The following is a 13,759-nucleotide window of genomic DNA, read 5'->3' as shown; positions in this document are numbered from 1 at the left end:
AACTTTGCCGCCGTTAAAGGAAGAATGCACGGAGAAAAAGTTCACACCAGGAGGCAAATATGGCGCTTGATACCGGACATCTTTCACTGATCGACCGGTATTGGCGAGCGGCCAACTACCTGTCCGTCGGCCAGATTTATCTCCTCGACAATCCGTTGCTGAAAGAGCCTCTAAAGCCTGAACACGTCAAACCCAGGCTTCTCGGTCACTGGGGCACGACACCGGGCCTGAACTTCATCTACGCGCATCTCAACAGGATCATCACCGAGCGCGACGAGAATATCCTCTACATCTGCGGGCCTGGCCATGGCGGCCCGGGCATGGTGGCCAATACATGGCTGGAAGGCACCTATTCCGAGATTTATCCTGACGTCGGCCAGGACGGGACGGGCATGAAACGGTTGTTCCGGCAGTTCTCGTTTCCGGGCGGCATTCCAAGCCATGTCGCGCCTGAAACGCCGGGTTCCATCCATGAAGGTGGCGAACTCGGATACGCCGTCGCGCATGCCTATGGCGCGGCGCTGGACAACCCCGATCTGGTCGTGGCTTGCGTGGTGGGCGATGGCGAGGCCGAAACCGGTCCGATCGCGGCGGCGTGGCATTCGAACAAGTTCATCAATCCGGCGCGCGATGGCGCGGTGCTGCCGATCCTGCACCTCAACGGCTACAAGATCGCCAATCCAACCGTGCTTGCCCGGCTGTCCGATGCCGAACTCGAGCACCTCTTCATCGGTTACGGTTATGAGCCGCTTTTCGTCGAGGGCAGCGAGCCTGCCGATATGCACCGCCAGATGGCGGAAGCACTCGACACCGTCTTCGACCGGCTGACTGAAATCCGCAAGCAGGCCCTGGTGTCAGCAGAGCGGCCGCGCTGGCCGATGATCATCCTGCGCAGCCCGAAGGGCTGGACCGGGCCGAAAGTCGTCGACGGCAAGATGGTCGAAAATCACTGGCGGTCCCACCAGGTCCCGGTCGCAAACTGCCGGGAGGACGAGGGCCACCGCACAATTCTCGAAGACTGGCTCAGAAGCTACGATCCGGCTGATCTCTTCGACGAGAACGGAGCGCTCAAGCCGGACCTGAAAGCCCTCGCGCCACAGGGTGTGCGCCGCATGGGCGCCAATCCGAATGCCAATGGCGGCTTGCTGCGTAAGGAACTGCATACACCAGACTTTCGGCAATATGCGGTGCCGGTATCGAGCCCGGGTGCTGCTGAAGCACAGGCGACCAAGGTTCTCGGCGACTATTTGAGGGACGTTCTGCGTCTCAACGAAAGTGAGCGGAATTTTCGCGTCTTCGGGCCGGACGAGACCGCTTCCAACAGGCTCCAGAGCGTGTTCGAAGCCACCGACAGGGTGTGGATGGCCGAAACATTGGAGAGCGACGATCATCTGTCACCCGACGGTCGGGTGATGGAGGTACTGAGCGAGCATCTCTGCCAGGGATGGCTCGAAGGCTACCTGCTCACCGGCAGGCACGGCTTCTTTTCCTGCTACGAAGCCTTCATTCACATCGTCGATTCAATGTTCAGCCAGCACGCCAAATGGCTGAAGGTTTCGCGCGATCTCGAATGGCGCAAGCCGATCTCGTCTCTCACCTACCTGCTTACCTCTCACGTCTGGCGTCAGGATCACAACGGCTTTTCCCACCAGGATCCCGGTTTTGTCGATCTGGTCGCCAACAAGAGCGCTGAGATCGTCCGCATCTATCTACCGCCCGACGCCAATACGCTCCTGTGGGTCGGTGACCATTGCCTGAAGACCTGGGATCGCGTGAACGTCATCGTGGCGGGCAAGCAGCCTGCGCCGCAATGGCTGACCATGGAGGAGGCAGAGCAACATTGCGAGGCAGGGCTCGGCATATGGGACTGGGCCGGCACGGAAGAGGGGCTCGACCCGGATATCGTGATGGCCTGCGCCGGTGACGTTCCGACGATGGAGACGCTCGCCGCCGTCGACATATTGCGCCAGCTCCTGCCGCACCTGCGCATCCGCGTGGTCAACGTCGTCGATCTGATGGCGCTGCAATCGCCCCGGCACCACCCGCACGGCATTTCGGACGACGCGTTCGATAGCATATTCACACGCGACCGGCCGGTGGTGTTCGCCTATCACGGCTACCCGTATCTCATTCACAGGCTGGTCTACAAACGCACCAATCACCCCAACGTCCATGTGCGGGGATTCATCGAGGAAGGCACGACGACGACGCCCTTCGATATGGCTGTCATGAACGAACTCGATCGCTTCCATCTGGCGATAGAGGCAATCGAACGCCTGCCGGCGCTGAAAGACAAGGCTGCGGACCTCGTGGCAAGCCTGAGGGAGCGGCTCGCCGCACATAAAGCCTATGTGCATGAACACGGCGAGGACATGCCGGAAATCCGTGACTGGAAGTGGCCTTATAAACGCACGGCGGGTTGACGATGGTTCGAGACTGATATCGGCAAAGGGTCTGCGATGGACCGCCTTCAGCAGCATCTGAGCGCCATGCAGGCGGCTTTCACAGCGCCATTGATCATCAGTTGTTGACTCATGGGGGATGATCGTTAGTTTAGCTCTGTTTCCGGCGGCATGAGGATGGAATGAATAGGCCAAAAGATATTGTGGTTTATATCGATACGGCGGATGTTTCGATCTGCCGGATCCATATCGACTATGCTGTAGATCTCGCGCGCTCATGGGACGCGCACGTGATCGTTGCTTTCGTACCAGAAGATTTAATCTCCAATCCCTCGCATGGCTTTGCCCGAGGGGCTGCGATTGAAAGCATGCTCGCCGCCTACGAAGCACGCAGGCACGAGGCCAACGAGCGGCTGCGCGCACTCCTGGCGGAGGTGACGGCTGCAACCGGTGTCCAGTGTGAACTGAGGATATGTTCCGGCGAAACGGGTGAGGCGCTGATGCTGCATGCTCGTCATGCCTCTCTGGCGATAGTCGGAACCGGACGGGAACCCGCTCGCGCGGAAACGGCTCTCACGGTTTCGGAAGATATCATCTTCGCATCCGGGCGTCCGTCGATCCTTCTGCCTCCTTCGTGGCAAAAGACCGGTTTGCCCGAAACCATCGTCATTGGCTGGAATGCCAGCCGGGAAGCGGCCCGCGCCGTCGCCGATTCCATGCCTTTCCTTGCTGCCGCTCGAGCCGTGCACGTCGTCGTTGTTCCCGAGCCCAAGGTCGCGCGGCTTTTGGGAGAAGACCCCGGCAGCGATATCTCTCTTCATCTTGCGCGCCACGGCATAAAAGTGACGCTCGACCACCTGGAAGGCGGCAATGCCGGCGAGCTTATTCTGGCCCACGCGGAAGACCTCAGGGCGGAGATGGTTGTGATGGGCGCCTATGGGCAATCGCGGATCACCGAGTTCGTCTTCGGCAGTGCTACACGCACGCTGTTAGCCAGTCCGAAGGTTCCGATCTTCCTTTCACGATAAGTCTTGCCACCAGGCATGATCGAGTTCGCCCGATACTCGAGCTCAAGGCGACATTCAAACAAGAGGCTATACCAGAGGAGTAGAAAATAATGTCCGATCTCGTTGTCATCGGTTTTGACACGGTTGATGAAGCCGACAAGGTGCTTCTCAAACTCGTTGCGCTGAAGAAGGAATATCTGGTCGATCTGGAAGACGCCGTGATCGTCGTTCGTGACGGCGACGGGAAGGTCCATCTCAAGCAGAGCATCAACCTGACAGCTCTCGGCGCTACATCAGGTCTCCTGTCGGGTACGCTGTGGGGCGGCCTGGTCGGCCTGCTGTTCCTCAATCCTCTTGCCGGCATCGCAATCGGCGGCCTGACCGGGGCCGGTCTCGGCGCCCTGTCCGGGTCGCTTGCCGACTACGGGATCGATGATGCCTTCATCAGGTCGCTGGGTGAGACCATTCCAAACAATTCCTCTGCGCTGTTCGTTCTTGTACGGAAGGTTCAGCCTGAGAAGGTCCTGGCCGAGTTTGAAGGTTTGCGGGGCCGGGTGCTCAAGACCTCCCTTTCGCCAGAACAGGAGGAGAAACTGAAAATCGCGCTGTCGGAAAGCTTGCCAGGTTCGGGTGCCGATCCCGCCGCGAACGCCATCAATAGTCGATTGTAACAAGCGCCGCGAGCCAGATCCCGGTGATCATCATTGCGACGAACGAGGAGCAGAGCCACCGATGCTATGCGCTTCCTGAGTAGGTGAGATATGGAGGCGGTCTTCGATTTGTGCGGGAAACGTGGGCTCGTCGTCTGCCAGCAAATGAGATGCCATTGCTGTCGGCTGCGCGACGGCAGTCCGTGCTGTCGGCGCAGACCTCACGATCACCTGTCTGGATGAAAGGGCGGCTCCGTTCGCCGACTGCCTGCGTGCACGCCTCAAGAAGCCGTTTTCCTATTCCGGCGTTTTTCCTGGCGATCTGGACTGTCTCTTGACGGCCGCCTCCCCACTACCGGTATCCTGAACCGGGACAGGGGCACTGGGCGAGCTCTCTCCATCTGTTTTGACCAAAGACAGATATTCATCCATGGCTTGAAACCAGTGGTCGAGTTCTTTTCCGTTCGGGCACCCTTCCGCTTCCCATAGCTCATGTGCGCGATTGCGAATCCAGTTCTCATCAATGTCCGACATCTGATCTTCTTCCTCAAGTGTTTGGATTGTTACTGCGGTTGTAACGGATCAGGCAGGCCAATATCCGGTCATGCGCCTCCACTTTCTCGGAATATCTGCGCCACCGCCCACCGGTCGATTGGAAAAGGGAGCTAGCCTGCCCCTTCGAGCAAGTCATCGATGTGACAGAATCTAAATCGGAACCCGGCCAAGCTGGTGTTGGAAAGGTCTTCACAGGAAATTGCCAACATCCTTATTTGACGGCAATTTAGATTAATCATCAATCGATGACAACAGGAATCATCGGCCGATGATAACTTCTGTCGCGGAGCCCTGGCCCCAAGCGCCCAACGATATGAATCTTTGTCAGTGGTGATGCGCTTGGCGGCGACCAGTGGGAGCGGAACAAGTATTTCGTGCCCAGTGATAGGAAGAATCACTGTTCGAGGATGTCTTCGCCCATGAGCGCGTAGATGAGCGGCGATCGCCGAACATTTCGGCCTTCCACGGACGCGACTGCCGTCATGTGGCTACCCTCGCGATCCCCTCCGCGCTTTCTGATTGATTTTAGTCAACGACTGATGACAAAGCCATCTATAGAGTTCAAGGTGCTTTAAGACGGACGGATATTGAGATTCGCACAAGAGTTCGCTTTCAGTTTTTCTAGTTTCGGAGGAGTGCATGGACGGGCAGCCGGAAGAGACAAGCGGGTTGCTCGCCCTTCCGGAGCTGGCGCTCGACCTGCATTGGTCCTGGAACCGCGCCTCCGACCGGCTGTGGAGGGAGCTCGATGCCGAAACGTGGGAAACCACGGGCAATCCATGGGGTGTTCTCCACACCGTCTCGCGCTCCAAAACAAGGGCTCTGCTTGCTCAGTCCGATTTCAGGCAAACTATCGAAGCATTGCTGAAGGAGAAGCGGGAGGCTGCAAACGAATCGAGATGGTTCCAACAAGCACACCCAGCCTCGCCGCTGAAAACCGCAGCCTATTTCAGCCTGGAGTTCATGCTGACCGAAGCCCTGCCGATCTATTCGGGCGGGCTGGGCAACGTGGCGGGAGATCAGCTGAAAACCGCCAGCGATCTCGGCGTGCCGGTCGTCGGGGTGGGCTTGCTTTATTCACAAGGCTACTTCCGCCAATCGATAGGGCGGGACGGTAGCCAGGAAGCCCTCTACCCGGTCAACGAGCCGGATCAGCTCCCAATCCAGCCGTTGCGTTCCGCCGATGGCGAATGGTTGCGACTGCAAATCGACCTTCCCGGATGCAAGCTCTGGATCAGAACCTGGGAAGTCCAGATCGGACGGCTGAAGCTTTACCTGCTGGACATGAACGATCCCGCAAATCCCGCGACGTATCGATGCATCACCAGCGAGCTTTATGGCGGCGGCACCGAGACACGCCTGATGCAGGAAATGATATTGGGAATGGCCGGTTGGCAGCTTCTCCGCACACTCGGGCTCGAACCGCAGGTCTGCCATTTGAATGAAGGGCATGCGGCCTTCGCTGCTCTGGAGCGCATCCGCTGCTTCCGGGTCGACCATGACGTATCTTTTGCCGAGGCTCTGGCAGCAACACGGGTCGGCAATATTTTCACCACTCATACCGCCGTTGCAGCCGGTTTCGACCGCTTCGCTCCTGAACTGATCACAAAATACTTCCGGTCCTATGCCGAAAATCATCTCGGCATCGCCATCGCCGACTTTCTGGCCCTCGGCAGGAGGGATCGCAACGATGATCTTGAGCCGTTCAACATGGCTTACCTCGCGATCCGTGCGAGCGGCGCAGTGAACGCCGTCAGTGCGCTCCACGGAAAGGTCAGCCGGTCGCTGTTTCAACCTCTCTTCCCTGGTTGGCCGACCGACGACGTGCCCATCGGGCATGTAACGAACGGCATACATGTTCCGACATGGGACTCGGTTCAGTCCGACGCCCTGTGGACCGAAGCCGCCGGCAAGGATCGCTGGCGTGGCGATCTGACCGGGCTGGAAACCGGCATCCTCAAGCTCGACGTCCAGCAAATCTGGCGAATGCGCAATGAATCGAGGCAAAACCTTTGCGATCAGGTTCGCAAGCAATATCTGCGCCAGCGCGTGGAAGACGCGGAGATCGGCGGTGGGCTCGACGCCGCCCGTGGGATCTTCGATCCGCATGCTCTTACCCTCGGATTTGCGCGCCGCTTCGCAACCTACAAACGTCCTGCTCTTCTGCTGCGCGATCCCGACAGGCTGGCCCGCATCCTGACCGATGCCCGGCACCCGGTCCAGCTCGTGCTGGCCGGCAAGGCGCATCCCCAGGATGCCGAAGGCCAGGCGTTGATCAAGGCCTGGAACGAATTCGCCAAGCGGCCGGAGCTGGCATCCCGGCTCATCTTCCTGCGCGACTACAACATGCGCCAGGCCGAATGGCTCGTTCAAGGGGTCGATGTGTGGATCAACACACCGCGCCGGCCCTGGGAAGCCAGCGGCACCAGCGGCATGAAAATCCTTGCCAACGGCGGGCTCAATCTGTCGGAACTCGATGGCTGGTGGGCGGAGGCCTATGAACCCGAGGTTGGGTGGGCCATAGGCGACGGCGAAGAGCACGGAGACGATCCGGCTGTTGACGAGGCGGAAGCGGATGCACTCTATTCGCTCCTGGAGGACGTCATCGTTCCCGAATTCTACGACCGCAATCAGGATGGCATTCCCACTCGCTGGATCGAGCGTATCCGTGAAAGCATGGCCCGCCTCGCGCCACGGTTTTCGACAAATCGCACGGTCCGGGAATATGCGGAGAAATTCTATCTTCCGGCCGCCGTGGCCTATGAGGCGCGCACGGCGGAAGGCGGCAAGGTCGCGCGCGAACTGGCGCGATGGAAACAGGACCTCGACAGGCTCTGGCCGCATGTCCGCTTCGGTGCCGTGAATACGCAAGAGGCTGAAGACAGCCGCTTTTTCTCCGTTGAAGTGTATCTCGGCGAACTGCCGCCGGAGATGGTCAGAGTGGAACTCTACGCCGAACCGGCGGCGGGAGAAAAGGCGTTCGCCGCGGTGATGACGGGACAGGATTCGGGTCAGAGCTCTTATCGATACCGCGCCCCCATTCCCCCGAACCGACCGGTCTCCGACTTCACGCCGCGCATCGTCCCCCACCACCCGCTCGCCCTCCTGCCTCTGGAAGATACAAGGATCGCCTGGCAGCGATAGGGAAGGGTCGGCAATGGGCGCGATACGCACGTAAGACGACGCAAATATCGAACAAGTGACGCAAAAAGAGGAGATGTGATGATGTTCAGTTCCAAATCTTCGAAGAAGAGTGACAAATCCGGCCAATTTATTGTTGAAGTCAGGAAGCCGAAAAAGAGGCTCGTGCGTCCAAATGATGCATCCTCGCAAACCATCCAGCGCCGGCAAGACAGAAGCGCCGCGAAGGCGGATGTGAGGGACGCATCGGTGTTCCGCTCCTGGGCGATGCCGGAAGAGGCGGAGTGATACTTAGCTCGCGAAAAAGGTTCGGCCACAGATATGCCGGCAACTACGTTGGCGTCGATATCGACTTCCATCGTGTCGTTTTAGCGCGGCCCCAGCCGTGACGGCTGCTGCCCCTTCACCAACGATAATGATCCCGCGCCTCAACTCCGACACCTGAACTGCTCGGACATCCTGAACGGCCATTCAAGGCGCTCCTCCCACTTGCAGAATTACATATCTGGTTTTATGTAAGTGTGTAATTCGTATTTGCAGGTGTCAAGGAGCCGCCCGATGAAACCGATACCGGTCACAGAGAAGGTTTCCGTCATAGGGCAGCTTCAACCCGAAGAGTTCGTTGAGCTCGCCCGGCGCGGTTTCAAGACGATCATCAACAACCGGCCGGATGGTGAAGAGGCTTCGCAGCCGGGGACAGCGGCAGAGGAAGCCGCCGCGAGAGCGGCAGGTCTCGACTATGTCTTCATCCCGGTGACGAGCAGCAACATGCGGCCCGAAGACGTCCGACGCTTCGCAGAGGCGATCGTTGTGTCGGCCGGTCCGGTGCTTGCGCACTGCCGATCCGGGGCCCGGTCCTTCTACATGTGGGTTCTGGCCGGTGACGCCGACGTCGTGGGCCTCAGCGACGACGAATTGATTGCCGTCGCCGGCGAGATCGGCATTGCGCCCGACAATGCCCGCGACTGGCTGGCCGCGCATCGACACACCGGCAAGCCAGAGATCAAGGGCTTCTACGAGAAGCGCACCGGCAGCATTCAATATGTCGTCAACGATCCCGCGACGAAGAAATGCGCCATCATCGATCCGGTGCTCGATTATGACGAGAAGTCAGGATCGACCAGCACCGAGCAGGCCGATACGATTCTCGCCTACATTGCGGAGAAGGGCCTTACCGTCGAGTGGGTCCTCGACACCCATCCGCACGCCGACCACTTTTCCGCGGCCCGCTACCTCAAGGACAAGACCGGAGCTCCGACAGCGATCGGCGCGCACGTCGTCGATGTGCAGAAGCTCTGGAAGGCGTTCTACAACTGGCCTGACTTCCCGGCTGACGGCAGCCAATGGGATCGGCTCTTCACCGAAGGCGACACATTCAAGGTCGGCACGACCGAGGCGAGAGTGATGTTCTCGCCAGGGCACACGCTTGCTTCGGTCACCTATGTCATCGGCGACGCCGCTTTCGTCCATGACACGCTGTTCATGCCGGACTCCGGAACTGCACGCGCCGATTTCCCGGGCGGCAGCGCAAAAGTGCTCTGGAAGTCGATTCAGGACATACTCGCCCTTCCTGACGAAACCCGCGTCTTCACCGGCCACGACTATCAGCCCGGTGGGCGCGAGCCGTTGTGGCAAAGCACCATTGGCAAGCAGAAGCGCTCCAATCCGCATATCGCCGGCCAGACGGAGGAAAGCTTCGTCAAATTACGCGAGGAGCGCGACGCGACCCTGCCGATGCCCAAGCTCATCCTGCATGCGCTGCAGGTGAACATCAACGGCGGCCGGCTTCCCGAGCCAGAGGGTAACGGCAAGCGCTACCTGAAGATCCCGCTGGACGTGCTCGAGGGGGCAGTCTGGTGATGGACGCCTATTTCGCTCCCCTGGCCGGCGGCGTGCTGATCGGCTTGTCGGCCAGTCTTCTCATGCTGCTCAACGGCCGCATCGCCGGGATCAGCGGCATCGTCGCCGGGTTGTTCGGCCATCGTGGCGAGCGCTTGGGTCATGACATCGCCTTCGTCGCCGGCCTTCTTCTCGGTCCGCTGACCTATCTCGTCATCTTCGGCACTGCGCCACAGGTGGTCGTGACAGCGTCCTGGCCGTTGCTGATCGTCGCCGGCCTGCTTGTCGGCGTCGGCACGCGCATGGGTTCCGGCTGCACCTCCGGACATGGCATCTCGGGACTGGCACGACTGTCTCCCCGGTCCTTCACGGCGGTGCTGACCTTCCTTGCGACCGCGATCCTGACCGTGCTCGTCATGCGGCTCGGAGGCTGGCTATGACAGCGGCCATGCGCATCCTGATGAGCCTTGCCGCCGGTCTTCTGTTCGGCCTCGGCCTCGCGATCTCCGGCCTCCTCAATCCCGCAAAGGTAAAAGCTTTCCTCGACGTCACCGGTGCATGGGACCCGAGCCTGATCTTCGTTCTCGGCGCCGGCGTCGTCGTCGCCTTCATCGGCTACAGGATGGCCTTCGCGATCAAAAAGCCTCTGTTCGACGATCAGCTTCATCTGCCGACCAAGACCCGCATCGACCGCCCGCTCATCATCGGTTCATCGATCTTCGGCGTCGGCTGGGGGTTGGCCGGCTTCTGCCCCGGTCCTGCAATCGCATCCCTCTCGCTTGGTCTGCTGCCCGCAGTGATCTTCGCCGTCGCCATGTTCATCGGAATGGTCACCCATGATCGATTTCTGGCCGGGAAGGTGTGAGCCATGCTTGCCAATCTCGGCCCGGCATTCGCTTCGGGCGGCCTCGTCGGCTTCTCCCTCGGTCTCGTCGGGGGTGGTGGCTCGATCCTGGCGACGCCTTTGCTGCTCTACGTGGTCGGAGTAACCCAACCGCATATTGCCATAGGAACCAGCGCGCTCGCCGTATCCGTCAACGCCTTCGCCAATCTCATCGGCCATGCGAAGAGCGGCAATGTCCGCTGGCGCTGTGCGATCATCTTCGCAGGCATCGGTACGCTCGGCGCGCTCGCCGGCTCGACCCTCGGCAAACTCGTCGACGGTCAGCGGCTGCTTTTCTTGTTTGGCCTGCTGATGGTCCTCGTCGGCATCCTCATGCTGCGTCCGCGTGAGCCAGGAAGCGCTCCGGAACGTCCTGCGGATCTGCGCACCTGCCTCGCCACGGCCGCCGTCGCATTTGTCGCCGGATCGGCATCTGGCTTCTTCGGGATCGGCGGCGGCTTCCTGATCGTACCCGCGCTCATTCTGGCAACCGGCATGCCGATAATCAATGCGATCGGCTCTTCACTTTTGGCGGTCGGTAGCTTCGGGCTCGCCACGGCGCTCAACTATGCCGCTTCCGGCCTCGTCGATTGGCCCGTTGCCTTCGAGTTCATCGCAGGAGGGCTCGCCGGCGGCGTTGCTGGCATGATGCTCGCCAATCGCCTGTCGACGGGCAAGAACACGCTGAATCGTATCTTTGCGGGCCTGATCTTTGTCGTCGCGGCCTACGTGCTCTATCGCAGCGCTGGCGCCTTCACGACTTGAGTCCATTTCGTACTTTCGCGGCTTCCAACGGTTTGGAGCCGCGCAGCAATATGTTTGAACACAGGAGATGACCATGATCGAAGACTGGAAAAAACTCATCGAGAATATGAATGGCGGCGTAAAGTCCCTCCGGCAGGATGCGCCCAATGTTATGAAAGCCTTCAGCGACATGTCACGGGCCGCCCATGGCGGCGAAGCGCTCGACCAGACGACGAAGGAGTTGATTGCACTCGCCATTGGCGTCGCGACGCGGTGTCAGCCTTGTATAGCCTATCATGCCGAAGGTGCCGTCAAAGCCGGCGCGAGCCGTGAGCAGATCAGCGAGACCTTGGCCATGGCCGTCTATATGGGCGCGGGGCCGTCGGTCATGTACGCGGCCCAGGCTCTTGAAGCCTGCGATCAACTCACGGGGTAGCTGTGCATCTCATTGACCTGTAGAAGCGCGATATCGTAGCGTATCCTTTCTGCCGTTGTGACGCGCTCCTGCGGCAATTCAATGCTCGGAGAGAGTGCCCCGCCTGCACACTTAAGAGTGGTTTAAGGCATGCCTTCCGGTCAACGTATTCGCACGAAGTTGGCCGCGCCCCGCACGATCCCGCTTCGCTCCGGCCGGACGTCCGGTTTGACCATGCTCAAGAGCGCCTGTTCAGGATCGCCGGCGCCGAACACCGCCTCGATGCTGCGCACACACAAGACGACGGTGTCATCGGCGAGGCTGTAATAAACCTGCTTCGCCTGCCGGCGCGTTGTCACGAGTTCTGCCTTGCGGAGTTCGGCGAGCTGCTGGCTGAGTGCTGGCTGGCCGATCCCGCTCGCCATATCGATTTCGGTGACCGATTTTTCACCTTCGAGCAGAAGGGACAAGATCATCAATCTTTGCGGCTGAGCGAACCTGCGAAGCTTGTCGGCCGCGATATCCGCTTGCGCCCGCGATTGCCAGAGCGTCTTCATCCATCCCTCCGACAGAACCAGTCGGCTTCATCCTGAGCCTTTTCGTCGGCGGGATGAAGCAGTGGCTGGCCCGGCTGCCAGTCGGCCGGCGCCAGCTTCTCGCCCGAATAGGTGGCTTGCAAGGCCGCCACCATCCGCACCATCTCGTCGACCGAACGCCCGATCGTCAGAGGGTAATGGGTGATCGCCCGGATCACGCCTTCTGGGTTGATGAAATAGCTCGCCCGAACGCCAGCGCTGTCTTCAGACGCTTCGTCGATCATGCCGTAGGCTCGGCCTACGAGCATCGAGGGATCTTCGATGACTGGGAAGGGAATGTCGACCGAGAACAGCTCGCGGATGGCGCGGCTCCAGGCGAGATGCGCATAGAGACTGTCGACCGATAGTCCCAACAGCGCACAGTCGAGAGCCGCGAACCGGTCATGCGCCTTAGCGAGTGCAACGAACTCCGTCGTGCAGACGGGCGTGAAATCGGCCGGGTGCGAGAAGAAGACCAGCCACCGGCCCTTGAAGTCGGAAAGCCGAACCGGGCCCTGGGTGGATCGGGCTTCAAAATCCGGGGCGGCGTCGCCCATTCGCAAAGCGGGAGAGGAAATACTGGTCGATACGTCGTTCATTGAAGTCATGGTCTCGAAAGCGTCATGACGGAGTTTGTCACACGCCCGTCGGGTTGATGCAATACGATTACACAATTACACAATTTGATAAACAGCTAAATAGCGATCGCCTGACGGTGGTATGGCTGTCCGTTCGCAGCAGTTCGGGAACGAACGATAACGTTCAGGACCTTGGCATTCCGATCTGATCTCGAGCCCTGAGCGGACAGAGGCCCTATGATGAGATATTGGAAGTCCACTGCTTGCCCGGCATCCGTGCGTCCCTCGATGGAAAGAGAAGCGCGATGTTTGATGCCCGGCTGTCGGTAAGAATTCAATTGGGCTTCATTGTCAGCTTCCATTTCATCTTTCCAGTACGCTCTATTGGCCTTGCAGTCGGTCCAAATTCTGACCTTCGGCTTGTCCCGAGATTGCAACGCCAATTTTTATAGATGTCAGCAAAAATTGCGTCGTGGCGACACTGGCTTATGTCCCCATCCAGATCGTGGGGCAGAAGCATTACGCCACAATATCCGAAAATTCCTTCCTCGCGAAACGGCCGAGGCTCTAATCGCCGCTGGATGACAGCTTAGTGGCAGGGTCAGCGCTTACGATCTGCTGACAACGCGCCGTCATCGAAGCTGTCAGCAAGAAGCGTCCCGTAGGGCACTTCTTAAGTATTTGAGTTTCTTGGTGAAAACTGGATCGGGTGAAGCGATTCGAACGCTCGACCCCAACCTTGGCAAGGATCGGCACTTATGCCGCGGTCCTGAACAGCAAGTGAAGATGGGTGCATGCTCCCGCAACCATCTTTACCGGCGTCGATCGCAAGTTATGATCGACTCCGGTCCCCGCAACCATCTTTACTTGCTCGGGGCGCAAGTGAAGATTAGATCCTGCCCCCGCAACCAAATCTAAAAGCCCTCCCTTCGCGGAGGGCTTTTTGCGTTTGAAGCCCCAAAACAACCCC

12 protein-coding genes and 1 pseudogene are annotated in these 13,759 nt (G+C 59.6%); 10 read left to right on the top strand and 3 right to left on the bottom strand.

Features of this window, described 5'->3' with window-relative positions:
- Positions 1 to 20: 20 nt before the first annotated feature.
- From AKG11_RS28630 to AKG11_RS28620, 3 genes and pseudogenes are all read left to right on the top strand, one after another.
- Positions 21 to 2,423: pseudogene (locus AKG11_RS28630) on the top strand (phosphoketolase); the annotation flags it as partial.
- A gap of 161 nt (positions 2,424 to 2,584) precedes the next feature.
- Positions 2,585 to 3,430, top strand: coding sequence for a universal stress protein (locus tag AKG11_RS28625; protein ID WP_050746386.1), 846 nt, complete (start codon positions 2,585 to 2,587; stop codon positions 3,428 to 3,430).
- A gap of 89 nt (positions 3,431 to 3,519) precedes the next feature.
- A complete protein-coding gene (locus AKG11_RS28620) occupies positions 3,520 to 4,080 on the top strand; it encodes a DUF1269 domain-containing protein (RefSeq protein WP_050746385.1) in 561 nt (186 codons plus the stop codon).
- Positions 4,081 to 4,356: 276 nt separating this feature from the next.
- Here AKG11_RS28620 and AKG11_RS33870 read toward each other — a convergent pair whose 3' ends face one another.
- Complete coding sequence (locus tag AKG11_RS33870) at positions 4,357 to 4,593, bottom strand: DUF2934 domain-containing protein (RefSeq protein ID WP_082342741.1); 237 nt, start codon at positions 4,591 to 4,593, stop codon at positions 4,357 to 4,359.
- Between the two features lie 660 nt (positions 4,594 to 5,253).
- On the opposite strand from AKG11_RS33870, the gene glgP reads away from it, so the two are divergent.
- The 7 genes from glgP to AKG11_RS28585 all read left to right on the top strand — a co-directional run bounded on the left by glgP (position 5,254) and on the right by AKG11_RS28585 (position 11,657).
- On the top strand, positions 5,254 to 7,758 hold the full coding sequence (glgP, locus tag AKG11_RS28615; RefSeq protein ID WP_050746384.1) for an alpha-glucan family phosphorylase: 2,505 nt from the start codon (positions 5,254 to 5,256) through the stop codon (positions 7,756 to 7,758).
- A 78-nt stretch (positions 7,759 to 7,836) separates the two neighbouring features.
- Positions 7,837 to 8,043, top strand: a complete 207-nt coding sequence (locus AKG11_RS28610; protein WP_050746383.1) for a hypothetical protein — start codon at positions 7,837 to 7,839, stop codon at positions 8,041 to 8,043.
- A 270-nt stretch (positions 8,044 to 8,313) separates the two neighbouring features.
- Positions 8,314 to 9,615, top strand: coding sequence for a bifunctional sulfur transferase/dioxygenase Blh (gene blh / locus AKG11_RS28605; protein ID WP_050746382.1), 1,302 nt, complete (start codon positions 8,314 to 8,316; stop codon positions 9,613 to 9,615).
- Entirely contained in the window at positions 9,615 to 10,034 is a 420-nt protein-coding gene (locus AKG11_RS28600) for a YeeE/YedE family protein (protein WP_088016569.1), read from the top strand. The genes blh and AKG11_RS28600 overlap by 1 nt, the downstream gene beginning before the upstream one ends.
- Positions 10,031 to 10,459 carry a YeeE/YedE family protein gene (locus tag AKG11_RS28595; RefSeq protein ID WP_050746380.1) on the top strand — a complete coding sequence of 143 codons (429 nt, stop codon included), beginning with the start codon at positions 10,031 to 10,033 and terminating at the stop codon, positions 10,457 to 10,459. The genes AKG11_RS28600 and AKG11_RS28595 overlap by 4 nt, the downstream gene beginning before the upstream one ends.
- A 3-nt stretch (positions 10,460 to 10,462) precedes the next feature.
- The gene (locus AKG11_RS28590; protein WP_050746379.1) at positions 10,463 to 11,242 is read left to right on the top strand and encodes a sulfite exporter TauE/SafE family protein; all 780 of its coding nucleotides are present in this window, start codon (positions 10,463 to 10,465) and stop codon (positions 11,240 to 11,242) included.
- A 73-nt stretch (positions 11,243 to 11,315) separates the two neighbouring features.
- Positions 11,316 to 11,657, top strand: a complete 342-nt coding sequence (locus tag AKG11_RS28585) for a carboxymuconolactone decarboxylase family protein (RefSeq protein WP_050746407.1) — start codon at positions 11,316 to 11,318, stop codon at positions 11,655 to 11,657.
- A 140-nt stretch (positions 11,658 to 11,797) separates the two neighbouring features.
- On the opposite strand, the gene AKG11_RS28580 is transcribed toward AKG11_RS28585, so the two are convergent.
- Both AKG11_RS28580 and AKG11_RS28575 read right to left on the bottom strand, forming a co-directional pair.
- Complete coding sequence (locus AKG11_RS28580) at positions 11,798 to 12,193, bottom strand: ArsR/SmtB family transcription factor (protein WP_050746378.1); 396 nt, start codon at positions 12,191 to 12,193, stop codon at positions 11,798 to 11,800.
- Positions 12,190 to 12,810 (bottom strand): peroxiredoxin, encoded by a 621-nt coding sequence (locus AKG11_RS28575; RefSeq protein WP_050746377.1) that lies wholly within the window; start codon positions 12,808 to 12,810, stop codon positions 12,190 to 12,192. The genes AKG11_RS28580 and AKG11_RS28575 overlap by 4 nt, the downstream gene beginning before the upstream one ends.
- Positions 12,811 to 13,759 lie beyond the last annotated feature (949 nt).

The organism is Shinella sp. SUS2 (assembly GCF_001262505.1).
Classification (GTDB): domain Bacteria; phylum Pseudomonadota; class Alphaproteobacteria; order Rhizobiales; family Rhizobiaceae; genus Shinella.
This window is presented reverse-complemented; position numbering and strand designations above follow the sequence as displayed.